Source organism: Streptomyces sp. NPDC052301, from assembly GCF_044593395.1.
Taxonomy (GTDB): domain Bacteria; phylum Actinomycetota; class Actinomycetes; order Streptomycetales; family Streptomycetaceae; genus Streptomyces.
This window is the reverse complement of record NZ_JBIUBE010000006.1, coordinates 437,594-460,314: the sequence shown is the minus strand read 5'-3', so window position 1 is coordinate 460,314 and position 22,721 is coordinate 437,594. Positions and strand designations below refer to the sequence as shown.

General features: G+C 71.1%; 23 protein-coding genes and 1 riboswitch. Of the genes, 12 read left to right on the top strand and 11 right to left on the bottom strand.

All coding sequences use genetic code 11. The features are described 5' to 3' along the window. Positions 1–50 precede the first annotated feature (50 nt). Positions 51–626 (bottom strand): TerD family protein, encoded by a 576-nt coding sequence (locus ACIHEJ_RS19800; RefSeq protein WP_366011106.1) that lies wholly within the window; start codon positions 624–626, stop codon positions 51–53. 163 nt (positions 627–789) lie between these two features. Here ACIHEJ_RS19800 and arfB point away from each other — a divergent pair, with 163 nt between their 5' ends. Both arfB and ACIHEJ_RS19790 read left to right on the top strand, forming a co-directional pair. Continuing rightward, the gene (gene arfB / locus ACIHEJ_RS19795; RefSeq protein WP_400137135.1) at positions 790–1,227 is read left to right on the top strand and encodes an alternative ribosome rescue aminoacyl-tRNA hydrolase ArfB; all 438 of its coding nucleotides are present in this window, start codon (positions 790–792) and stop codon (positions 1,225–1,227) included. A gap of 175 nt (positions 1,228–1,402) precedes the next feature. Further along, a complete protein-coding gene (locus tag ACIHEJ_RS19790; protein ID WP_400137133.1) occupies positions 1,403–2,242 on the top strand; it encodes a sigma-70 family RNA polymerase sigma factor in 840 nt (279 codons plus the stop codon). Between the two features lie 486 nt (positions 2,243–2,728). Here the strand turns inward: ACIHEJ_RS19790 and ACIHEJ_RS19785 are convergent, their stop codons facing one another. Continuing rightward, complete coding sequence (locus ACIHEJ_RS19785) at positions 2,729–3,301, bottom strand: flavin reductase family protein (protein WP_400137131.1); 573 nt, start codon at positions 3,299–3,301, stop codon at positions 2,729–2,731. Positions 3,302–3,639: 338 nt separating this feature from the next. Here ACIHEJ_RS19785 and cdgB point away from each other — a divergent pair, with 338 nt between their 5' ends. Further along, positions 3,640–5,298: a diguanylate cyclase CdgB gene (gene cdgB / locus ACIHEJ_RS19780; RefSeq protein WP_400137128.1), complete on the top strand. Its 1,659-nt coding sequence runs from the start codon at positions 3,640–3,642 to the stop codon at positions 5,296–5,298. A 118-nt stretch (positions 5,299–5,416) separates the two neighbouring features. Further along, positions 5,417–6,373, top strand: coding sequence for a carbohydrate-binding protein (locus tag ACIHEJ_RS19775; protein WP_400137126.1), 957 nt, complete (start codon positions 5,417–5,419; stop codon positions 6,371–6,373). On the opposite strand, the gene ACIHEJ_RS19770 is transcribed toward ACIHEJ_RS19775, so the two are convergent. The 3 genes from ACIHEJ_RS19770 to ACIHEJ_RS19760 form a co-directional block, all read right to left on the bottom strand. Continuing rightward, positions 6,370–7,299 carry a 1-phosphofructokinase family hexose kinase gene (locus tag ACIHEJ_RS19770; protein ID WP_400137124.1) on the bottom strand — a complete coding sequence of 310 codons (930 nt, stop codon included), beginning with the start codon at positions 7,297–7,299 and terminating at the stop codon, positions 6,370–6,372. The genes ACIHEJ_RS19775 and ACIHEJ_RS19770 overlap by 4 nt on opposite strands. Before the next feature lie 122 nt (positions 7,300–7,421). After that, positions 7,422–8,564 (bottom strand): N-acetylglucosamine-6-phosphate deacetylase, encoded by a 1,143-nt coding sequence (nagA, locus tag ACIHEJ_RS19765; protein WP_400137122.1) that lies wholly within the window; start codon positions 8,562–8,564, stop codon positions 7,422–7,424. Continuing rightward, entirely contained in the window at positions 8,564–9,535 is a 972-nt protein-coding gene (locus tag ACIHEJ_RS19760; RefSeq protein ID WP_400137519.1) for an ROK family protein, read from the bottom strand. The genes nagA and ACIHEJ_RS19760 overlap by 1 nt, the downstream gene beginning before the upstream one ends. 142 nt (positions 9,536–9,677) lie before the next feature. Between ACIHEJ_RS19760 and ACIHEJ_RS19755 the strand changes: the two genes are divergently transcribed. From ACIHEJ_RS19755 to otsB, 3 genes are all read left to right on the top strand, one after another. Next, complete coding sequence (locus ACIHEJ_RS19755; protein ID WP_400137120.1) at positions 9,678–10,922, top strand: extracellular solute-binding protein; 1,245 nt, start codon at positions 9,678–9,680, stop codon at positions 10,920–10,922. Positions 10,923–10,957: 35 nt separating this feature from the next. Beyond that, positions 10,958–11,182, top strand: coding sequence for a DUF3263 domain-containing protein (locus tag ACIHEJ_RS19750; RefSeq protein ID WP_400137118.1), 225 nt, complete (start codon positions 10,958–10,960; stop codon positions 11,180–11,182). 239 nt (positions 11,183–11,421) lie between these two features. Continuing rightward, entirely contained in the window at positions 11,422–12,255 is an 834-nt protein-coding gene (otsB, locus tag ACIHEJ_RS19745; protein ID WP_400137115.1) for a trehalose-phosphatase, read from the top strand. Here otsB and ACIHEJ_RS19740 read toward each other — a convergent pair. Both ACIHEJ_RS19740 and ACIHEJ_RS19735 read right to left on the bottom strand, forming a co-directional pair. After that, on the bottom strand, positions 12,243–13,724 hold the full coding sequence (locus ACIHEJ_RS19740; protein ID WP_400137112.1) for a trehalose-6-phosphate synthase: 1,482 nt from the start codon (positions 13,722–13,724) through the stop codon (positions 12,243–12,245). The genes otsB and ACIHEJ_RS19740 overlap by 13 nt on opposite strands. Before the next feature lie 84 nt (positions 13,725–13,808). Continuing rightward, on the bottom strand, positions 13,809–14,753 hold the full coding sequence (locus tag ACIHEJ_RS19735; protein ID WP_400137516.1) for a glucosyl-3-phosphoglycerate synthase: 945 nt from the start codon (positions 14,751–14,753) through the stop codon (positions 13,809–13,811). Positions 14,754–14,913: 160 nt separating this feature from the next. Then, positions 14,914–15,078: riboswitch (SAM riboswitch) on the top strand. Between the two features lie 17 nt (positions 15,079–15,095). Here ACIHEJ_RS19735 and thrC point away from each other — a divergent pair. From thrC to groL, 4 genes are all read left to right on the top strand, one after another. Continuing rightward, positions 15,096–16,379 (top strand): threonine synthase, encoded by a 1,284-nt coding sequence (gene thrC, locus ACIHEJ_RS19730; protein ID WP_400137109.1) that lies wholly within the window; start codon positions 15,096–15,098, stop codon positions 16,377–16,379. Then, positions 16,376–16,651, top strand: coding sequence for a MoaD/ThiS family protein (locus ACIHEJ_RS19725; protein ID WP_400137106.1), 276 nt, complete (start codon positions 16,376–16,378; stop codon positions 16,649–16,651). The genes thrC and ACIHEJ_RS19725 overlap by 4 nt, the downstream gene beginning before the upstream one ends. A 430-nt stretch (positions 16,652–17,081) precedes the next feature. Beyond that, positions 17,082–17,285 (top strand): cold-shock protein, encoded by a 204-nt coding sequence (locus ACIHEJ_RS19720; RefSeq protein ID WP_004929928.1) that lies wholly within the window; start codon positions 17,082–17,084, stop codon positions 17,283–17,285. A 311-nt stretch (positions 17,286–17,596) separates the two neighbouring features. Beyond that, positions 17,597–19,219, top strand: coding sequence for a chaperonin GroEL (gene groL / locus ACIHEJ_RS19715; RefSeq protein WP_366011123.1), 1,623 nt, complete (start codon positions 17,597–17,599; stop codon positions 19,217–19,219). A gap of 92 nt (positions 19,220–19,311) precedes the next feature. Here the strand turns inward: groL and ACIHEJ_RS19710 are convergent, their stop codons facing one another. From ACIHEJ_RS19710 to ACIHEJ_RS19695, 4 genes are all read right to left on the bottom strand, one after another. Next, complete coding sequence (locus tag ACIHEJ_RS19710) at positions 19,312–19,992, bottom strand: Uma2 family endonuclease (RefSeq protein ID WP_400137102.1); 681 nt, start codon at positions 19,990–19,992, stop codon at positions 19,312–19,314. 60 nt (positions 19,993–20,052) lie between these two features. Beyond that, on the bottom strand, positions 20,053–20,934 hold the full coding sequence (locus tag ACIHEJ_RS19705) for a hypothetical protein (RefSeq protein ID WP_400137099.1): 882 nt from the start codon (positions 20,932–20,934) through the stop codon (positions 20,053–20,055). A gap of 190 nt (positions 20,935–21,124) precedes the next feature. Next, positions 21,125–21,328 (bottom strand): DUF397 domain-containing protein, encoded by a 204-nt coding sequence (locus tag ACIHEJ_RS19700; RefSeq protein WP_400137096.1) that lies wholly within the window; start codon positions 21,326–21,328, stop codon positions 21,125–21,127. After that, the gene (locus tag ACIHEJ_RS19695) at positions 21,312–22,151 is read right to left on the bottom strand and encodes a Scr1 family TA system antitoxin-like transcriptional regulator (RefSeq protein WP_400137093.1); all 840 of its coding nucleotides are present in this window, start codon (positions 22,149–22,151) and stop codon (positions 21,312–21,314) included. Before ACIHEJ_RS19695 ends, ACIHEJ_RS19700 begins: the two co-directional genes overlap by 17 nt. A 115-nt stretch (positions 22,152–22,266) precedes the next feature. Between ACIHEJ_RS19695 and ACIHEJ_RS19690 the strand changes: the two genes are divergently transcribed. Then, positions 22,267–22,686: a hypothetical protein gene (locus ACIHEJ_RS19690; protein WP_400137091.1), complete on the top strand. Its 420-nt coding sequence runs from the start codon at positions 22,267–22,269 to the stop codon at positions 22,684–22,686. The last annotated feature ends 35 nt before the right edge of the window (positions 22,687–22,721 follow it).

Below are 22,721 nucleotides of genomic sequence, written 5' to 3'. Positions count from 1 at the left end.
CCGGCCGCTGGTTCCGTCGGGCAGCGGCCGGAGCCCCGGCGCGGCGTGCGTCAGACGTTGACGCCGAAGTCCTGGGCGATGCCCACCAGGCCCGAGGCGTAGCCCTGGCCGACAGCGCGGAACTTCCACTCCGCGCCGTTGCGGTACAGCTCGCCGAAGACCATGGCCGTCTCGGTGGCGGCGTCCTCGGAGAGGTCGTAGCGGGCGATCTCGGCGCCGCCGGCCTGGTTGACGATGCGGATGTACGCGTTGCGGACCTGGCCGAAGTTCTGGCCGCGGTTCTCGGCGTCGTAGATGGAGACGGGGAAGACGATCTTGTCGATGTCGGCCGGGAGCGCGGCCAGGTTGACGTTGATCGCCTCGTCGTCGCCCGCGCCCTCGCCCGTGCGGTTGTCACCGGTGTGGACGATCGAGTTGTCCGGGGTCTGCTTGTTGTTGAAGAAGACGAAGTGGGCGTCCGAGTAGACCTTGCCCTGGGCGTTGACCGCGATGGCCGAGGCGTCCAGGTCGAAGTCCGTCCCGGTGGTGGTGCGGACGTCCCAGCCGAGGCCCACGGTGACGGCGGTCAGGCCCGGAGCCTCCTTGGTGAGCGAGACGTTGCCACCCTTGGACAGGCTTACAGCCATTGTTGGGAGTCCCTTCCCTAGATATCCCTGCACAACTGGTGTGTGCCGACGAAGCTACCGTCACCCGGAAGAACGTCGAGGGGGGTCCCGCCGGTTCCGGATCCCTTTACCTTTTTTACCGAGCCGGAAATCCAGGTGACGTGGACCGGACGGGGCCGGGAAGATGGAATGCATGTCCGGTCCCTATGTCGTCCGCGGCTCCGTCTCGCTCCCCGAGGCCGAGCTGATGTGGCGTTTCTCCAGATCGTCGGGGCCCGGCGGACAGCACGTCAACACCAGCGACTCGCAGGTGGAGCTGCGCTTCGACCTCGCCCGCACCGAGGCGCTCCCTCCGGTGTGGAAGGAGCGGGCCCTGCAGCGGCTGGCCGGCCGGCTCGTCGACGGCGTCGTCACCGTCCGCGCCTCCGAGCACCGCTCCCAGTGGCGCAACCGTGAGACCGCCGCCGTACGCCTCGCCTCCCTCCTCGCCGAGGCCACCGCGCCACCGCCCAAGCCGCGCAAGGCGACCCGCATCCCGCGGGGCATCAACGAACGCCGGCTGCGGGAGAAGAAGCAGCGCGCCGAGACGAAGCGGGGCCGCTCGGGACGGGACTGGGGTTAGGGGGCTTCGTTCGGATCGGCCCGGGCCGGACCTGATCCGGACGAAACCCCCGGTCCGACGGATCGCGTGTGCCACCCGGTCGCCCTGTCCCCTCGCGCCCCTGTCACATCCGAGGGTTCGGCGACGTCAGGGTGATGCAGGAGCACCTGGAGACGACGGAGAGGCCGCGCCCGCCATGACCGACAACGACTTCCTCGCCGAGCGGTTCGAGGCCTACCGCGGGCACCTGCGGGCCGTCGCCTACCGGATGCTGGGCTCGGCCGCCGAGGCCGAGGACGCCGTACAGGAGGCGTGGTTCCGGCTGAGCCGGTCCGACACCCGGGAGGTCGAGAACCTCGGCGGCTGGCTGACGACCGTCGTCGGCCGGGTCTGCCTCGACATGCTGCGCTCGCGCCGCTCCCGGGGCGAGCAGCCCCTGGACACCTGGAATCCGGCGCCCTCCGCCGACCCGGACCCCGCGCACAGCGCCCTGCTCGCCGACTCGGTCGGACTGGCCCTCCTCGTCGTCCTCGACACGCTCTCGCCGGCCGAGCGGCTGGCGTTCGTGCTGCACGATCTGTTCGGGGTGCCCTTCGAGGAGATCGGCGGCATCCTCGGCCGCACCCCGGCCTCGGCGCGGCAGCTGGCCAGCCGGGCCCGGCGCCGGGTGCGGGGCCTCGAGGCGCCGGAGGCCGATCTCACCCGGCAGCGGGAGGTGGTGGACGCCTTCCTCGCCGCCGCGCGGGACGGGGACTTCGAGGGGCTGCTCGCGGTGCTCGACCCGGACGTGGTGGCCCGTAGCGAGGCCGGTTCGACCAGCGGCGCGACCCGGGTCGCCGCCGGGGCGACGAGCTTCGCGCAGCTGGCGCGCATCGCGACCCCGGTCCTGGTGGACGGCGCGACCGGCCTGGCCGTGTACGTCGACGGACGTCTGGAGCGGGTCCTGTCCTTCGCCTTCGTCGCCGAGCGCATCTCGGCCGTCGACGTCGTCACCGACCCGGCCCGGCTCGCCGGCATGACGGTGGAGTCGGCGTAGGGCCTGTCCGGCGATCCCGGCCCGCCCGTGCGCCGTGCGGACCGGTGCCCCAGCCTTCGGCCGGGGTACCCCGGGGCACGCCGCGACGCCGCACGGCCGCCCCTCGGGCGAGGACGCGCACGGCCGGACAGGCCCTGGCGGGTCACGGATCCGCACGCCCGCCGTCTGTCCCGCGTCGGCCCGCCCGTCGTGCGGAAGCCGAGGCGGCGGCAGAACGCCTCGGGGCCGGCCGGGCCGGGGGTGCCAGGTGACGTACGGCTCCTTGCCGCCGCGCCAGCGGGGTGGACGCCTCGGTGAGGGACTTGAGGACGAGGGCGACGTTCTCCTCCTGGTCGGCTGTACGCGGATTGCGACGGCGGTGCCGAAATTCCCCGGCGGTACGCGTTCCAGACGGAGTGTCATCCCGGCACCCCCGGCACGCGTGTTTCCCGGGAGCCACGGAATTTTCCGGGAGCCGCGGAATTCCGGGGCCGTCGAATTCCCGGCTCAGCCCAGCTGCCGGTACCGGCCGCGGAAGTACAGCAGCGGGCCGCCCTCGGCGCTCGGCACGCTCGCGGTCAGGACGCGGCCGACGACCAGTGTGTGGTCCCCGGCCGCCACCCGCTGCTCGGTCCTGCACTCCAGCGTGGCCAGCGCGCCGCCCACCAGCGGGGCGCCGGTGGCCTCGCCGCGCACGTAGGGGATGTCCTCGAAGAGCAGACGGTCGCTGATGCGGCCCTTCATGGCGAAGCGGCCGGCGATGTGCCGCTGGCTCTCGGCCAGGACCGACACCGTCCACAGGGGCTGCTCGTCGAGCAGGTCGTCCATGCGGGAGCCCGCACGCAGGCTGACCAGGACCAGCGGCGGGTCGAGGGAGACCGACATGAAGGCGGTCGCGGTCATGCCGACGTCCTCCATGGCCGGCGCGGCCGGGTCGTCCGGATCGAGCGGCGGTTCCTGCGCGGTGACCAGGACCACGCCCGCGGCCAGCCGGGACATCGCGGCCCGGAACTCGTCGTTGCTCACCCCCTCAGCATGCCCGGAAGCTGCGACGGCGGTGGGGGAGGGAGTCTTCAGCACGCCGGAAACGCTAGTCTCCGCTCCGCGGCGGTGACATCGGGCCTTCGCCCGACCCGGGTCCTAGGACCAGCGGCGGACCCGTGTGTGCACGATGTGCGCAGACGCACAAAGCTTGCGTCCGGTAAGCGCACAACCCAATTGCAAGAAAGCCACTCAATTGTTCACGTTCTCCTGTGACTTGAGTCACAAGAAGCAGGAATTGTTGACCCTGTGTACCGAGTGGGCAGCGCGCTGTGATTCAGTGGCTGGGACGCCGAACCAGCATCGTAAGAAGCCATCGTAAAGAAGCGCCGAAGACAACCCTTGATTCGCTGCGAGGTCTCGGGGGGAGGGCGAGCATGGAGACCGAGTCGGAGCCGTATGTCCGCCTTGCGTCCCTGCGGCAGCTGCACCAGGTCATGGCCGACATGAACACGGCACGCAGCCTGGCGGACACCCTGCAGACCGTCGCCGACGGCGCGGTGAACGCCCTCGGCTACGAGATGGCGTGTGTGAACCTCGTACGCCCCGACGGCGATCTCGTCGTCGCCGCGTTCTCCGGCAACTCCGCCGCCGAGGCCCTGATCACCGGCCGGGCCGGCTCCCGCGACTCCTGGGACCGGCGGCTGAACATGGGCGAGCGCTGGGGCGACCTCGTCTTCATACCGCACACCGAGGGCTGGGTCCTCGACGACGACGACGTCCCGCAGTGGTACACGGACGGCCCGGCGCCCCGCTTCGAGGACGAGTGGCACCCCTCCGACCGCCTGTTCGCGCCGATGTACACGCCCGGCGTCTCGGGCGGCTCCTCGGGCGAACTGCTCGGGGTCATCTCCGTGGACCGCCCGCGCAACGGCCGCCGCCCCGGCGCCTGGGGCCGCGAGGCCCTGCAGATGTACGCCTTCCAGGCCGCCATCGCGATCAGCAACGCCCGGCTGCGGGCCAACATGCAGCGCGCCCTGGTCCGCCTGGAGCGCGAGCAGCAGGCGCTGCGCGCCAGCGAGGAATCCTTCCGGCAGGCCTTCGAGTACGCCCCCTCCGGCATGGCCATCGCCGAGATGGGCGGCGACCAGCACGGCCGCATCCTGCGCACCAACGACGCCCTGTGCCGGCTGCTGGGCCGCCCGGCCTCCGCGATGCGCCGCTACTCCTTCTCCGACCTGGTCCACCCCGAGGACATCGGCACGCTGCTGCGGACGTCGGCGGAGGGCGGCCGGGCGGAACTGCGCCTCGGCCGCCGCGACGGCACTTACGTGTGGGTGTCGCTGCGCAACTCCGTCGTCGCCGACGCCGCCGACGGCCCCCGCTTCCTCCTCACGCACGTCGAGGACATAGAGGAGCGCAAGCGCCGTGAGCTGCAGCTCGCCCACCGCGCCTCGCACGACTCCCTGACCGGGCTGCCGAACTCCGCCGAGCTGCGCTCCCGGCTGTCGGCCCGCCTGTGCCGGCGCCCGGCCCACTCCGGCGAACTGGAGTCCCTGGACGCGGCCTACGGCCACCCCGCCTTCGACGGCCCCGCCGGCCACGGCTTCGACTTCACACCGGGCGCGGGCGAGGCGTACGACGGCTACGACCACCATGTGCACACCGCAGCCCCCGAGGACGACCACGACGACGGCACCAAGGGGCTCGCGGTCCTCTTCTGCGACCTCGACGGCTTCAAGTCGATCAACGACAGGTTCGGGCACAACGCGGGCGACGCGGTCCTCATCGAGGTCGCCCGGCGCCTGTCCCGCCAGGTCCGCGACGGTGACACGGTCGCCCGGCTCGGCGGCGACGAGTTCGTGATCCTCGCCGACGGCCTCGGCCGGGCCGACGCCCAGGACCTGGCCGTACGACTGCGCAACGAGATCATCCAGCCGATCCGCGCCGAGGGACGGGCCGTCCGGGTGGGCGCGAGTTTCGGCATCGGTTGGGCACACTGCGGCATGACGGCGGACGAGGTGTTGAAGTCAGCCGACGAGCGGATGTACGTAGAGAAACGATCTCGTCCCAAACAGCACCGACGCGCCGGATGAGCCGCAGGTCAGGGACTTGATGCGATTCGAGTCACCCGTTTGGCTCCGCCGGAGCGGGTAGGCTCGCCCTTCCAGACGTGTATCGCATCCACCCCGCACCCGCTGAGGAGACCAAGGGATGACGCCCGGCGAAAACGGCCCGAGCACGCCCGAGGACGACGACCCGTTCGGCTACCTGTACGCCGACGGCCAGGCCAGAGGAGCACAGCCGCCGTCCGGCGGTTACGGCTACCCGAACTCGGTCAGCAGGGTGCGTACGGTCGGCGAGCGCCAGTACGGCCAGCAGCAGGCCACCTACGGCCAGGGCGTGCCCCCGCAGGGCGCCTACGGCCAGCAGGCGCCGCAGCAGGGCGCGTACGGCCAGCCGAACGCCCACTACCAGGCCCCCGAGACCCTGACCGGCGGTGCCCCGGCCGGCCGGCAGCCCGCCCGGCCCGCGCCCGGCCGCCGGGGCCCGAACACCAAGGGTCTGCTGATCGGCGCGATCGCGGTGGTCGCCGCGGTGGTCATCGGCATCGGTGTCGCGATGATCAACGGCAACTCGGACGACGGCGACAAGAACGCCGACCAGGTGGGCACCGCTCCGACGCAGTCCCAGGGCCACTCACCGAGCCCCTCGGGGAGCAGCTCGGCGGCGAGCGACTCGATGCAGTCCGACGCCTCGGCGCTCGAGCCGGCCGGCGGCGCGTCGAAGGCCTCGGACGTCAAGGGCGCGAGCTCCTCCGACGGCAGCTATGTGACGGGCCTGAACCAGCCCGGCGCCTCGGTCACCTGGAAGGTCGACGTCCCGTCGGACGGCCCGTACACCCTGTTCGTGTACTACAGCGCGGCCGGCGCCGACCAGTCGATGTCGGTCACCGTCAACGGCACCCCGTTCGGCAGCAAGCTCGACATGCAGAACTACCGGCACGCCAAGGACGGCGACTTCACCAACGGCTGGACCCACTCCTTCGTGTGGCCGACCCTGAAGAAGGGGTCCAACACGATCTCCGTCTCCTGCGGCGCGGGCGACAAGTGCAACACCCTGATCAGCAACGTCAAGCTGAAGCCGGGGCAGGTCAAGAAGGACAGCTAGGCCGCGGTGACCTCGCCGGTCACCGCCACCCGGCCCCGCAGCTCCTCGTACGCCGCCCGGTCGAACTCGCCCGCAGCAGGGGCTCGTACCGTCGCCGCCGACAGGGCGACCGCGCGGGAGAGGCGGTCCGGCCAGGGGAGGCGTTCCACGAGCCCCGACAGCAGGCCCGCCACCGCCGAGTCGCCCGCGCCGGTCGGGTTGCCGTGGACGCGGGCGGGTGGGGCGGCGCGCCAGCGGCCCTCGGGGGTGACGGCCAGCAGGCCCTCCGCGCCGAGGGAGGCCACGACCGCGTGGGCGCCACGCCGGCGGGCGTCCTGGGTGGCGCGCAACGGCTCGTGGGAGCCCGTCAGTTCGGCCAGTTCGTCGGCGTTCGGTTTGACGATGTCCGGGCGGGCCGCCACGCCGCGGCGCAGCGGCTCCCCGCTGGTGTCCAGCAGGACGGGGACGCCGAGCGCGCGGGCGCTGCGGACGAGGTTCCCGTACGCCCCCACCGGCACCCCCGGCGGCAGGCTGCCGCACAGGGCCACCGCCGAAGCCGAGGGCAGGAGTTCCTCGTAGCGGTCCAGGAAGGCGCCCCACTCGGCCGGGGTGATCTGCGGGCCCGGCTCGTTCAACTGGGTGGTGTCACCCGAGCGTTCGTCCACGACCGCGATCGTGCGCCGGGTCGACCCGGCCACCGGGACCAGCGCGTCCGTCACCCCGGCCGTGTCCGCCAGCCGTTCGCGCACCACCCGCCCGGTCGCGCCGCCCGCGAAGCCCGTGACCGTCGCCTCGTGCCCGAGCGCGGCCAGCACCCGGGCCACGTTCACACCCTTGCCGCCCGGCCGCTCGACGACCTCCGAGACGCGGTGCGAGGCGTGCGGCCGCAGCGACCGCACGCGATAGGTGATGTCGAGAGCGGTGTTCAGTGTGACCGTGAGGATCACCCGGGCCGACCTCCCTCGATGTCCGTGCGTCTGTCATCGGTTTCCGGGGGCACGATCATGCCAAAGAGACGGCGGCCGGCCCAGTCAGAGGCCGGCCGCCGTCCGGGGAAAAGACGGACAGATCAGACCAGTTGGGGCGCCCCCACCCACTCGCCCCGGCGCATCACGCCCTTCACGTCGAAGTCCGCGTCCAGCAGCACCAGGTCCGCGTCCTTGCCGGGCTCCAGCGAGCCGATCCGGTCGGACAGGCCGAGCAGTCGCGCCGGGTTCACGGACAGGGCCGTCACGGCGTCCTCCACCGACAGCCTGTCCACGGTCACCGCCCGCCTGAAGGCGCGGTCCAGGGTGAGCGTGGAGCCCGCGATCGAACCGCCGTCCACCAGCCGGGCCACGCCCTCGCTGACCTCGACCTCCAGCGGGCCGAGCATGTAGCGGCCGTCGCCGGCGCCGGCCGCGTCCATCGCGTCCGTGATGAACGCGACCCGGTCCGCGCCCGCGTGATGGAACGCCAGCTCCAGCGTGGCGGGGTGCAGATGGGTGCCGTCGTTGATCAGCTCGACCGTGACCCGCTCGTCCTCCAGCAGGGCGGCGATCGGGCCGGGCGCACGGTGGTTCAGCGCGGGCATGGCGTTGAACAGGTGGGTGGCGACCGTGGCGCCCGCCTCGATCGCCTCCACCGTCTGCTCGTAGCCGGCGTCCGTGTGCCCGATCGCCGCGATGACGCCGTGCTCGGCGAGCAGCCGCACGGAGTCGATGCCGCCCGGCAGCTCGGTCGCGAGGGTCACCATCGTCGCCCTGCCGCGCGCCGCGTCGATCAGCTTGCGGACCTCGGCCGGCTCCGGGTCGCGCAGCAGCTCCTCGGAGTGCGCGCCCTTGCGGCACGGCGAGATGAACGGCCCCTCGAAGTGGATGCCCGCGATCTCGCCCTGCTCCGCGAACTCGCTCAGCAGGCCGGCCTGCCGCACCAGCAGGTCCATCTCGTCGGTGACGGTGGAGGCGACCAGGGTGGTGGTGCCGTGCCGGCGGTGCGTGCGGATGGCCGTGAGGATGTCCTCCGGCGTACCGGAGAAGGAGGCTCCGCCGCCGCCGTGGTTGTGGAGGTCGACGAACCCCGGGACGAGCCAGTGGCCGCTCACGTCGACGACGTCGGCGCTCTCGGCGACCGTGGCGGCGATCCGCGTGCCCTCGACGGCCACGCGCCCGCCGTCCACCACTCCGCCGGGCAGCACCACCCGAGCACCTGCGAGAACCAAGCTGGGAGCCATCAGGCGGTTACCTCCGAGGGGTCGGTGGGGTCGAGGTCGGTGGGGTCGAGGTCGGTGGAGTCGAGCAGGTCGCGGGCCAGTAGTCCCGCCCCCAGGCAGCCGGCCGTATCGCCCAGGGCCGCGGGGACGACGGTGGGCAGCTTCTGAAAGGTGACCCGTTGCCGGACGGCGTCCCGCAGGGGCTGGAACAACACTTCCCCCGCCTCGGCCAGACCACCACCGATGATCAGCGTGCGCGGGTCCAGCAGGGTGAGCGCGGTGACCAGCCCGTCGGCGAGCGCGTCCACCGCCTCCTGCCAGACCCGGACGGCGTTCGGGTCACCGGACGCGACGGCCTTTGCGCAGTCGGCGGCGTCCGCGTCCGGGTCCCCGCAGGCCGCGGCCCAGGCCTCGCTGACGGCGGAGGCGGAGGCGTACCGCTCGAGGCAGCCGTGCTGCCCGCAGGGGCAGGGGGTGCCGGAGGGGCGTACGACGATGTGGCCGATCTCGCCCGCGAAGCCGTGCGCGCCCGACTCCACCCGGCCGTCGATGCCGATGGCGCCGGCGATCCCGGTGCCGAGCGGCACGAACAGGAAGCGGTCGGCGCCCTTGCCCGCACCGATGCGGCCCTCGGCGAGCCCGCCGGTGCGCACGTCGTGCCCGAGGGCGACCGGAACTCCGAGCCGCTGCGCCAGCAGGTCGCGCAGGGGCACGTCCCGCCAGCCCAGGTTGGCCGCGTAGGCGGCGATGCCCCGCTCCTCGTCGACGATGCCGGGGACCGCGATCCCGGCCGCGGCTGCCGGGGTGCCGTAGTGCTCGACGCCGTACGCGCGCAGCTCGGCGGCGAAGTCGAGGATCGTCCCGACCACCGCGTCCGGCCCGCGCTCGCGGCCGGTGGCGCGGCGGGCGCGGTGCAGGAGTGCGCCGTCGTCGCCGACCAGGGCGGCCTTCATCCCGGTACCGCCCACGTCCAGGGCGATGACATGTCTCACCACGGTCCCTAGTGTGACCCTCCTACCCGTGAGAGGTCTAGTCCACTCGCGTGGTGTAGACCTTATGTGTCCACATATTGAACGGTCAGACAGCAGGGTTGGGGTTTTGAGGGTGCGTCGGCGTACGGCAGGAACGATCGCGGTGGTGTCCGCACTGGGCATGACGGCGGTGCTCGGCGGCTGCGGGAGCACGGGCTCCTCCGACGTCACCCTCAGACTTGTCGCCGCCGACTACGGCGACTCCGCCGCCCACAGCTCCAAGAAGTACTGGGACGCCCTGGCCGAGGACTACGAGTCCCAGCACCCCGGCGTGAAGGTGGACGTCACCGTCTACTCCTGGAACGACGTGGACCGCAAGGTCAAGGAGATGGTCGACGCCGGGCACGCCCCCGACCTCGCCCAGATCGGCGCCTACGCCGACTACGCGGCCGCCGGCAAGCTCTACCAGGCCTCCGACCTGCTCTCCATCCACACCCAGGCGGACTTCCTCGGCCCGCTCTCCGACGCCGGCGAGTGGAACCACACGCAGTACGGCATCCCCTTCGCCGCTTCCACGCGCGTTCTCTTCTACAACAAGACCCTCTTCGCCAAGGCCGGCATCGCCCCGCCCACCACCTGGGACGAACTGGCCGCCGACGCCGCCGCCCTCAAGGCCAAGGGCGTGAAGTACCCCTACGCGCTGCCCCTCGGCCCCGAGGAGGCCCAGGCCGAGACCATGCAGTGGCTGCTGAGCGGCGGCAACGGCTACACCGACGACGTCGGCACCTACACCCTGGACTCCGCGCAGAACGTCGAGACCTTCACCTGGCTCAAGGACGATCTGGTAGGCAAGGGCCTGACCGGCCCGGTCGCGCCCGGCAAGCTCAACCGCGCGGACGCCTTCGCCGCCTTCGCCGACGGCCAGGTCGGCATGCTCAACGGGCACCCCACGCTGATCCAGCAGGCCGCCAAGAAGGGCGTCAAGTTCGGCATGGTCCCGATGCCGGGCCGCACCGGCAAGGCCAGGGCCTCCATGGGCGTCGCCGACTGGATGATGGCCTTCAAGCAGAACGGGCACGCCGAGCAGATCGGCGACTTCCTCGACTTCGTCTACAGCGAGAAGAACGTCCTCGCCTTCTCCCGCGAGTACGGCCTGCTGCCGGTCACCGGTTCCGCCTCCACCGCCATGAGCGACTCCGACGCGGCCAAGGACAAGGCACTGCGCCCCTTTCTGGACCAGCTGCCCACGTCCGAGCTGTATCCCGTCGGCAAGACCTCCTGGGCCTCGGTCAGCGCGGCCGTGAAGCAGAACATCGGCCAGGCCGTCACCCCGAGCGGCAGCCCCGCCGGCGTCCTGGCCCGCCTCCAGGCGTCGGCCACGGCGGCCGACAGCAGCAACGCGAACTGACCCCGTTGTCGGTGCGCCGCGTTACGGTGGCGCACATGGAACTGGGCAGCCGCGAACAGGCCATCCTCGCGCTGGAGCGCCGGGGCTTCACCGGCCCCGGCGCGAAGGAGCGCGCCATCCGCGAGGAGCTGGGCCTGGCCCCGGTGCGCTACTACCAGCTGCTGAACGCGCTGCTGGACGACGAGAGCGCGCTGGCGCACGATCCGGTGACGGTGAACAGACTCCGCCGGGTCAGAGAGACCCGCAGAGCGGAGCGCTGAGGCCGACCGGGTCGGAAGCCCTGCCGGCTGTGGCGGTGGAGCCGGCCGGTCGAGGGTCACGCGAGGGGAACCGCTGAGCCGGTGGGAGGGGACGTGCCACGGCGCTGGCCGGGCTGCCGTTCCGGCCGGCCGCGGGCGGCCGAGGCGGGGTTCGAGGGCGGAGCCCACGGCGGGATCCGTGGCGGGTCCGGGCGGCCGACCCAGGAGTGAGGCCGGTCCGCGCTGGATAGTGTCGCTGTATGGATCCTCTGCCCACCCCGCGGACCCAGCCCGGCCGGGACGGACTGGCAGCCCTCCTCGCCAAGCCGAGCACAGCGGTCGTCGGCCTGGACTTCGACGGCACCCTGGCCCCCATCGTCGCCGACCCCGAACAGGCCCGCGCCCACCCCGAGGCCGTACCCGCTCTCGCCGCCCTCGCCCCCAAGGTCGCCTCCGTCGCGGTGATCACCGGCCGCCCGGCCGGCGTCGCGGTACGGCACGGCGGCTTCGCCGGCGTCCCCGGCCTGGAGCACCTGACCGTCCTCGGCCACTACGGCGCCGAGCACTGGGACGCGGTCACCGGCACCGTCACCGCCCCGGCCCCGCACCCCGGCGTCGCGGCCGTCCGCGCGGAGCTACCCGGCCTGCTCGACCGCGTCGGCGCCTGGCACGGCACCTGGATCGAGGAGAAGGGCCGGGCGGTCGCGGTCCACACCCGCCGCGCCGACGACCCCCAGGCCGCCTTCGAGGCCCTGCGGCAGCCCCTCACCGACCTCGCCGGCCGCCACGGCCTGATCGTCGAACCCGGCCGTATGGTCCTGGAGCTGCGCCCGCCGGGCATGGACAAGGGCGTCGCGCTCAGCGAGTACGTCCGCGACACCGGCGCCGAGTCGGTCCTCTACGCCGGCGACGACCTCGGCGACCTCCCCGCCTTCGCCGCCGTCGACAAACTCCGCTCCGAGGGCGTCCCCGGCCTCCTGGTCTGCAGCGGCAGCACGGAGGTCACGGAACTGGCCGAGCGCGCGGACGTGGTGGTCGACGGCCCGGCAGGGGTCGTACGACTGCTGCGGACCCTGGCGGCTCAGCTGGACTGAACCTCCCTGAGCGCCCGCAGCTGATCCAGGAACCACTGGGCGGGCGGCAGCGCGGTGGCCGCGGCACCCAGCCGCTTCGACCGCTCCGCCCGCTCCTCCGGCCGCAGGGACAGCGCCTCGTGCAGGGCCCGCGCGGTCTCCAGCACGTCGTACGGGTTCACCGCCAGCGCGTCGGCGCCCAGTTCCTCGTACGCCCCGGCCTCCCGGGACAGCACCAGCGCACAGCCCTGGTCGGAGACGACCGGGATCTCCTTGGCGACCAGGTTCATGCCGTCCCGGATGGGATTGACCAGGGCTACGTCGGCGAGCCGGTAGGCGGCCAGGGAACGTGCGAAGTCGTCCTTGACGTGCAGCACGACCGGGGTCCACCCGGGCGTGCCGTAGGACGAGTTGATCTCCTCGGCCACGCGCTGCACCGCCGCCGTGTACTCCCGGTAGACGGCGAGGTCCTGCCGCGACGGATACGCGAACGCGATGTGCACCACCCGCTCGCGCCACTCGGGATGCTCGTCCAGCAACTGCCGGTACGCCAGCAGGCCGCGCACGATGTTCTTCGACAGCTCGGTGCGGTCGACCCGGACGATGCTCTTGCGCCCCTCGCCGATCTCCGCCCGCAGCGCCGCCATCCGCTCCTCGACGTCCGGCTCGTGCGACCGGGCCCGCAGGAAGTCGCCGTCGGCGCCGAGGGAGTGCACGCCGACCTCCGTACGCCGGCTCCCGCGCAGGTGCTCGACGTGCCGGGGCGCCCCCGACGGCCAGGCCACGCGGTAGTCCTCGGGGTCCAGGCCCTCCGCGCACTTCATGAAGGCCGTCGCCCACCGCCAGGTCAGGAACGCCACCCGGTCCGCGCCGAGCATGCCCGCCAGCAGCTGCTCGCGGATGTCCTCCGGCAGCAGCCCGAAGTACTCCGCGGGCGCCCACGGCGTGTGCGAGAAGTGGCCGATGCGCAGGTCGGGGCGGAGCTCCCGGAGCATTCCGGGCACCAGGCACAGGTGGTAGTCCTGCACCAGCACCGCCGCGCCCTCGGCCGCCTCCTCGGACAGCGCCTCGGCGAACGCCCGGTTGTAGGCCTCGTACGACGCCCACTGGCGCCGGAACTCCGCGTCGAACACCGGCTCCAGCGGGGTCTGGTAGAGCATGTGGTGGACGAACCACAGCACCGAGTTGGCGATGCCGTTGTAGGCGTCCGCGTGGACGGCGGCGTCGATGTCCAGCATCCGCACCCGCTGCCCGCCGCTGTCCCCGGCCGGCAGCAGCCCGCCGTCCGCGCGCCGCACCGCCTCGCGGTCGCCGTCGCCGAGCGCCGCGCACACCCACACCGAGTCCGCGTCGGAGCCGATGGCCGACAGTCCCGAGACCAGCCCGCCGCCACCCCGCCTGGAGCGCAGCGAGCCGCTCTCGTCCACCGTGTACGTAACCGGGCCGCGGTTGGACGCGACCAGCACCTCAGCACCGTGCCTGGAAGCCATGGTCCTCAACCTAGCCCGGCCCGGAAACGCTCAAACGTACGGCTACGCCCGGCACGCGGACGTATACGACCGGAGACGGCCGGTTCACGCCACCTTGCGCTCGGCGTACTCCGCGATCTCCACCATCGGCGGCCGCTCCTCGGTGTCCACCGAGTAGGTGCGCGGCTCGAAGCCGTCCGCGCCCCGCTCGAACTGGGTCAGCGACGGCCGGACCAGATGGCCCCGGGCCAGCCGCAGCTGGGCCGTGCGGTAGATCGCGGCGGCCATCCGGCCCAGCGCCTGGCCGTCCTGGTGCCGGTGCTTGCGGACCCCGACGTCGACCTGGGCCAGCGCCTCCAGTCCCACCAGGTGCAGCGCGTCCACCAGCATGCCGAGCTCCACCCCGTACCCGACGGGGAACGGCAGCTGCTCCAGCAGGGAGCGGCGGGCCGCGTACTCACCGCCCAGCGGCTGCACGAAACCGGCCAGCTGCGGCCAGTGCATGTTCAGCAGCGGGCGGGCCATCAGCTCGGTGACCCGGCCCCCCTGCCCGGCCGCCCCGCCCAGCGGACGGTCGTACATCGCCTTGACCAGCTGCACGTCCGGTTCGGTGAGCAGGGGGCCGACGATCCCGGAGACGAAGTCGGCGGAGAACTCCTTCAGGTCGGCGTCGATGAAGCAGAGGATGTCCCCGCCGGTCACGAGCAGCGAGCGCCACAGGACTTCACCCTTGCCGGGGACGGCGGGAACGCGCGGCAGGATCTCGTCCCGGTGAACGACCCGCGCGCCCGCGGCGGCGGCCACCTCGGAGGTGCGGTCGGTGGAGCCGGAGTCGACGACGACGATCTCGTCGACGAGCGGAGTCCGTTCCACGAGTTCGTGGCGGATGACCGTGACGATGTCGCCGACCGTCTCCTCCTCGTCGAGGGCCGGCAGCACGACGCTGATCGTCTGGCCGCTGCGCTGCTTGGCGGACACCAGGTGGTGGAGAGGGCGGTCGGTCACGGACCAGGAGCGGGTGGCCAGCCAGCGCTCGACTTCTTCCAGCACGGTCTGCGGCTCCTCACTGTTCGTGATCACAGGGCGTGACCGTGTGATCCATCTCGCGGTTCGGACGACTATCTCAACTGTCCTGGCCTTCGGTTACAGTCTTGAACAACGCCGGTGACCATCGCATGTCGGGGGTCGAGAGGCGTTCACAACCGCATACAGCTCATCCAGAGGGGCAGAGGGAAACGGCCCGATGAAGCCCCGGCAACCCTCCAGTCGGTACTCGTAGATCGGCCCGATCAGGCGCGATCGCTCCGCGAGGCTCCCGGCTAGGGAAGGTGCCAAATCCGTCTCACGGCGAAGTGCGTCGTGAGGAAGATGAGGAGAAAGGGCCTCGCCTCCATGGCTGTGCAGACAGTTGCAAGCACCTCCGGTTCCACCGTCGATCTCGGTCCCGCCGCCGCCCTGAGCTGTCGTGAGTGCGGTCACCGGGTACCCCTCGGCCCCGTGTTCGCCTGCGAGGAGTGTTTCGGCCCGCTGGAGATCGCCTACGACTTCTCCGCGTACGACACCGAGGAACTGCGCCGGCGCATCGAGGCGGGCCCCGCGAACATCTGGCGGTACGCGCCGCTGCTGCCCGTCCCCGCCGACGTGGCCGACAAGCCCAACATCAACCCGGGCTGGACCAAGCTCGTCAAGGCCGACAACCTCGCCGCCGAGCTGGGTGTCACCGGCGGGCTGTACGTGAAGGACGACTCCGGCAACCCGACGCACTCCTTCAAGGACCGCGTCGTCGCGCAGGCCCTCGAGGCCGCCCGCGCCTTCGGCTTCACCACGCTCTCCTGCTCCTCCACGGGCAACCTGGCCGGTGCCGTCGGCGCCGCCGCCGCCCGGGCCGGCTTCCGCTCCTGCGTGTTCATCCCGCACGACCTGGAGCAGGGCAAGGTCGTCATGGCCGCGGTGTACGGCGGTGAACTCGTCGGCATCGAGGGCAACTACGACGACGTGAACCGCTTCTGCTCCGAGCTGATCGGCGACCCGGCCGGCGAGGGCTGGGGCTTCGTCAACGTCAACCTGCGGCCGTACTACGCGGAGGGCTCCAAGACCCTGGCGTACGAGATCTGCGAGCAGCTCGGCTGGCGGCTGCCCGACCAGATCGTCGTCCCGATCGCCTCCGGCTCCCAGCTCACGAAGATCGACAAGGGTCTGCAGGAGCTGATCGAGCTGGGTCTGGTCGAGGACAAGCCGTACAAGATCTTCGGCGCCCAGGCCGAGGGCTGCTCGCCGGTGTCGACCGCCTACAAGGCCGGCCACGACGTCGTACGCCCCCAGAAGCCGAACACCATCGCCAAGTCCCTCGCCATCGGCAACCCGGCCGACGGTCCCTACGTCCTGGACATCGCGCGCCGCACCGGCGGTGCCGTGGAGGACGTCACGGACGAGGAAGTCGTCGACGCCATCAAGCTCCTGGCCCGCACCGAGGGCATCTTCGCCGAGACGGCGGGCGGGGTGACCGTCGGTGTCACCCGCAAGCTGCTCAAGGACGGCGTGCTGGACCCGGCGAAGACCACGGTCGTCCTCAACACCGGCGACGGCCTGAAGACCCTCGACGCGGTGGCCGGCACCGGCCTGACCGCCACCATCCGCCCGACCCTGGACTCCTTCCGAGAGGCTGGCCTCGCATGAGCGTGACCGTCCGCATCCCCACCATCCTGCGCACCTACACCGGTGGTCAGGCCGAGGTCGCCGCCCAGGGCACGACCCTCGCCGAGGTCATCGAGGACCTGGAGAAGAACCACACGGGCATCGCGGCCCGGGTGCTGGACGACCAGGGCAAGCTGCGCCGTTTCGTCAACGTGTACGTCAACGACGACGACGTCCGCTTCGAGCAGGGCCTGCAGACCGCCACTCCGGACGGTGCCGGCGTCTCGATCATTCCGGCGGTCGCCGGCGGCTGATCATTACCTTGGGTAACTTCGGTTACCGATGGTGCATTGAATTGCCCCCTCCGTGAGAGAAGCGGAGGGGGCAATTCAGTGTGATTGAGCGCGGTAGAGTTGGGGAACGCGCTCCCGGTCGGACCGGTCGGGAGCCCTGTATTCATGCCGCAGGCCCGACAAGAAGTAGCCAAAGTGCGCGGGTTCTATGCGGCTTTTGTGGCTTTTATGGGGCCCGACTTGCCCTGACTGTGCATGAATTTTCGCCACATTCCGGACCGCTCGCGTCCAGAATTCTCGTCCGATTGACCTGTTGCAGACGGCAGTTGGACAGATACATTCAGCCGCGGTCGACGCGTTCCGGCGCACGCCCCCGTCGATGGGGGGTGAGGTCTGACCCGGGTCCGCGAAGTGTGGATCTGTGCAAGGGCCAGTAATAGGGGAGTTAGGCATGGCTCAGGGCACCGTCAAGTGGTTCAACGCGGAGAAGGGGTACGGCTTCATCGCGGTCGACGGTGGTGCGGACGTCTTCGTCCACTACAGCGCCATTCAGATGGACGGCTACCGCACCCTGGAAGAGGGCCAGCGGGTGGAGTTCGAGATCTCGCAGGGCCAGAAGGGCCCGCAGGCCGACATGGTTCGCCTCAGCGCCTGAACGTTTCTTGTCGACGAAGGGCCCGCACCGGCACAGGGTGCGGGCCCTTCGCCGTGCCCGGGGCCGCTCCGCGCCCGGGCGTGTTCGCGGGCGGCTGAGCGCCCCTCCGGGAGGGCGGAGGCGCTTGCACTCGACCATGCCGAGTGCTAATCATTGCGTTAGCACTCTGAAGGTGAGAGTGACAAAGAAGGACCGGGTCGGTGAGGCCCGCAGGCCACGTGGGGCAAGGAACCACAGGCCGGCGAGCCGTCCGTCGCGGGCGCGGGCGCGGTCCGAAGGAATCACCCCCAGTCCTGGAGGGACCACTTCACATGGCCAAGATCATCGCGTTCGACGAGGAGGCGCGGCGCGGCCTCGAGCGCGGCATGAACCAGCTCGCGGACGCCGTCAAGGTGACGCTCGGCCCCAAGGGTCGCAACGTCGTCCTCGAGAAGAAGTGGGGCGCCCCCACGATCACCAACGATGGTGTCTCCATCGCCAAGGAGATCGAGCTCGAGGACCCGTACGAGAAGATCGGCGCCGAGCTGGTCAAGGAAGTCGCCAAGAAGACGGACGACGTCGCCGGTGACGGTACGACCACCGCGACCGTGCTCGCCCAGGCCCTGGTCAAGGAAGGCCTGCGCAACGTCGCCGCCGGCGCCAACCCGATGGCTCTGAAGCGCGGTATCGAGAAGGCCGTCGAGGCCGTCTCCGCCGCCCTGCTGGAGCAGGCGAAGGACGTCGAGACCAAGGAGCAGATCGCCTCCACCGCGTCCATCTCCGCCGCCGACACCCAGATCGGCGAGCTCATCGCCGAGGCCATGGACAAGGTCGGCAAGGAAGGCGTCATCACCGTCGAGGAGAGCAACACCTTCGGCCTGGAGCTCGAGCTCACCGAGGGTATGCGCTTCGACAAGGGCTACATCTCCGCCTACTTCGCGACCGACATGGAGCGCATGGAGGCGTCGCTCGAGGACCCGTACATCCTCATCGCCAACTCCAAGATCGGCTCCGTCAAGGACCTGCTCCCGCTCCTCGAGAAGGTCATGCAGTCGGGCAAGCCGCTGCTGATCATCGCCGAGGACGTCGAGGGTGAGGCCCTGTCGACTCTGGTCGTCAACAAGATCCGCGGCACCTTCAAGTCCGTCGCCGTCAAGGCCCCGGGCTTCGGCGACCGCCGCAAGGCCATGCTCGGCGACATCGCCATCCTCACGGGCGGCGAGGTCATCTCCGAGGAGGTCGGCCTCAAGCTGGAGAACGCGACCCTGGACCTCCTGGGCCGCGCCCGCAAGGTCGTCATCACCAAGGACGAGACCACCATCGTCGACGGTGCCGGCTCCTCGGAGCAGGTCAACGGCCGCGTCAACCAGATCCGCGCCGAGATCGAGAACAGCGACTCGGACTACGACCGCGAGAAGCTGCAGGAGCGCCTGGCGAAGCTCGCCGGCGGTGTCGCGGTCATCAAGGCCGGTGCCGCCACCGAGGTGGAGCTCAAGGAGCGCAAGCACCGCATCGAGGACGCCGTCCGCAACGCGAAGGCCGCCGTCGAGGAGGGCATCGTCGCCGGTGGTGGCGTGGCCCTGCTGCAGGCCTCCCAGGTCTTCGAGAAGCTGGAGCTCGAGGGTGACGAGGCGACCGGCGCCAACGCCGTGAAGCTCGCGCTGGAGGCCCCGCTCAAGCAGATCGCCGTCAACGGTGGTCTCGAGGGTGGCGTCGTCGTCGAGAAGGTGCGCAACCTGACGGTCGGCCACGGCCTGAACGCCGCGACCGGCGAGTACGTCGACATGATCGCCGAGGGCATCATCGACCCGGCGAAGGTGACCCGCTCTGCCCTGCAGAACGCCGCCTCCATCGCCGCGCTGTTCCTCACCACCGAGGCCGTCATCGCCGACAAGCCGGAGAAGGCCGCCGCGCCGGCCGGCGGCGGCATGCCGGGCGGTGACATGGACTTCTGATCGACCTGACGGTTGATCGCCTGTCCTTCGGACCGAGGGCGGTACGTCCAGCTTCTGGCTGGGGGTGCCGCCCTCGGGCTTTCGCGGTGGGTTCAGTCGGCGTACTCCTTCAGCATCTCGGTGTCGAGGGTGATGCCCACCGGAGGCGGCAGCTCGACGGTCGCACCCCAGGGGCGGGTGGAGCACTGCAGGTAACGCCCGTCCTTCGGTTCGCTGTACACGCTGACCGTGCTGCTGTCGCGGTCGATGAGGAGGTAGACGGGGATCTCGGCCGCCGCGTAACCCACGGGCCTTTCGATGCGGTCACGCTGGTCGGTGTCGCGGTCGTGGGAGGTGATCTCCACGGCCATGAGGGCGCCGTCGGTCGAGGACCAGTTGCCGTGCCCCCTGAAGTGGCCTACGGGTGCGAGGAAACCGTCCGTGATGGCGCGGCCCTTGCGGTGGGCCTCGGCCTTGACGCCCCTCTCGGGCATGAGGTTCAGCTCGGGGCGCTGCTGCATGCACTGACGTAGCAGCCACATGAAGATCTCGCCGTGGTTGCCGTCCGGCATGGCCTTTACGACCACCTTTCCGTTGATGTACTCAAGCCGCACGGTTTCGGGGGCGGCCTCGGCCAGCTCCTCGAACTCCTCGACATCGAGCGGCCCGTGCCGGATGCACAGCTTCCCGCCGAGGAACTCCAGCGGGTTCCGCAGCTCCCTGGGAGCCCTGCGGACAAGTTCCTCGAAGTCCTCGAGGGACATCTGCGGGCGTTCTTCGGTATCAGGGGTCATGGCGTCGCCTCCTCCCCCTCCATCGTGCCCCTGAGTGGTCATGTCGGACCGTGGAAGCCGTCATACGGGTGTCCTCTCTTGTCGTCGTACGGACATCGCAGCCCGGATCGCGTCTGCGCGGGCGTGGACTGCGAGGGCCGGCAGGGGCGTACGGGGTTGTGCGGGAGCGCGTTCGCCGCGACAGCCGCCGCACACTCCCCCCGGCAGTGCCTCCGGCCGCCCCGGCACCCCGCATTCCGAGCACTCCAGGACCCGGCGGGGTGCCGGACGCGGGACCGGTTCGGGTGGGAGCTTGTCGACGAGTCTGCGGCGGACCAGGGCGGCCGGGTGGTGGACCGGCGTCGGCAGACCCTCCGTCAGCGCGCGGAGTACGGCCTCGTCGGTGGCCCCGCGTGCGAGCCACTCCGTGAGGAGCGGGGCGAGCGCGGCGCAGTCGGCGGCGGAGAGGGACAGGACCGGGGCCGTGCGGCCGAGGGCGGCGAGGAGGACGTGGGCGCGGGAACGGGTGGGGCCGGGCCGTTCGGGCGGGTGCGGGTCCTCCGGCACGGCGCCGCGCGTGAACGCCGTCCACCAGGAGTCGTCGCGTGCGGTACGGGACCACCACGATCGGGTGATCCAGCGCGAGCCCCCGTCCTCCGTCTCCAGCCGCTCCCTTCCTCGCCGCAAGTGCCCCGCCGCCTGGATGCGGTTGAGGGCCGTACGCAGCGCGCACTGACCGTAAGGGAGCTGCTTGGCCAGCGTTTTCACCGAGATGTCGGCGCCTTGGGGGAGCCGGTCGATGTATGCGGCGATGGCGGCTTCGCGGGGCGGGAGGTGCGCGAAGTCATGCTTGGTGCGGCGGTGTTGGTCCGGCGCGGAGCGCTTGCCGTAACCCGGGTTGGCCATCGGGTGGGAGGACGCGTGCGTGAGCGGGAGAGCAGGACTAAGCTTGGCTTCAGCCATGGGATCGACTCGCATTCGATCTTGTTGGTCAAGCCCCCGCAGGTGTTGGCGCACCTGACGGGGGCTGTTCGTTATGCGGGGACGCTAGAGGATCGTCACCGTGCGTGGCAAGTCGAGCGCGTCGCGTCAACTCGCGGGGTGGGAGGGTGGGTTGAGACCCCACCCATTCCGTGCAAAGAGGGCTCGGAGCTCAAGGCTTGAGGTTCGCGACGAACGCCGACCAGGCCTCGGGCCGGAACACGAGATTCGGGCCGTGGGGGGCGGTCTTCGAGTCGCGTACGGGGACGAGGGCGGGGTGACCCTGGGCGACTTCCAGGCAGTTGTCGGCGTTGCCGCTGTGGCTCGACTTGATCCATGCGGCCGCAGCCAGGTCTTGGTCAGGGATGTGCCTCATGGGCGTAATCCTCTGCCAACGCCTCGACCAGGGCCAGGGACTTCGCTTGCGAGAGCGCAGAGGCCACGAGGAGGTCGAACACGAACCTCAGTTGGGTGACGGTCGCCGGGTCGTCCTCCAGCCGTCCCGTGCGGACTCCTTCCAGGTAGACAAGCGGAGGAGCGTCCTCGAAGTCCATCAGCTTCAGGGCACCCTCCATCGCTGTGTGCGCACCCGCGCTGAGCGGCAGCACCTGCACGATGACCCGGCCCCGCCGGGCCAGACCGGCGACGTGGCGCAGCGCCTCTGCCATCACCGCCCGGCCCCCTGTCTCTCGGCGCAACGCCGCCTCGTCAAGCACCGCCCACAACAACGGCTTTGTTGGGTGGTCGAGTAGGCGGGCCCGCGCCATCCGGTTGTCCACCCACTCCTCGATGGTCTCCTCCGGTGTCGTCGGGTCGTACGCGTGGTTCACGGCCCTTGCGTAGGCGGACGTCTGCAGGAGCCCGGGAATGAGCAGCGGGGCGTACTGCCTGATCGCCGTGGCGCGGGTCTCCGACTCCGCCACCTCTGCGAAGTGCTCCTGGTATCGCGATTTGGCTGCCGCCATGCAGTTCCGCGCGAAGAACCCCCCTGTCTCCAGCACCTCATCCAGCATCCGCGCGATATCAGGCTGCATCCGCCGTGTCCCCGCCTCCAGCTGCCCGATGAACGACCCGCTCACGAACAGCCGCTGGCCCAGCTGGTCCTGGCTCAGCCCCATCCGCTCCCGGGCGTGCCGTAACTCGGCGCCCAGCAAGGCGCGTGGTGATGACGACGGGTCGAGGTCCTTCGGTCCTGCCATGGCAACTCCCTGTCACACACATGGGCTTGTTGGGACGCCGTATCTGGCCAGGTTAGGGCGCCGGCGACCACGCTGTGTGGTGAAGGGGAACGCTCTGTGTGGAGGGACTGGAGCAATGAGCACGAAGGAAACGGCCGCAGGCGAGCGGCCCGCCCGGACCGCCGAGGAAGCCGTCGAGCGGCTGCGCGCGGCCCTGCGGGGAGTCGGCGTCGTCCTGCCGTCGCTCCGGGTCGACCCGCTGAGCGTCTCGGACGAGGACCCCTGCGCCCTGGTCGACCTCGGCCGCTGCAATCTCGTCGTGGCCTCCCGGCTGGCGGCCGCTCTGAGCCGTACGCCCGAGTACGCCGTCGACACGCGCAGCGGGCGGATCGGTGAGGTGATGGGGCAGGTGGGCGGCCGGGTGCAGTTGCGGCCCATCGGGGGCGGGCGGGAGTGGGACTGTCCGCCCGGGTCGGTCGAGCCGGCGCCGCCGGACGAGGTGCTGCGGGAGCGGGTGCGGCGGCTGAACCGAGACAGTGTGAGTGGCGTCACGTGAGGGTCTTCGGTGAAGCCGGAATGTGGGACAGGGCA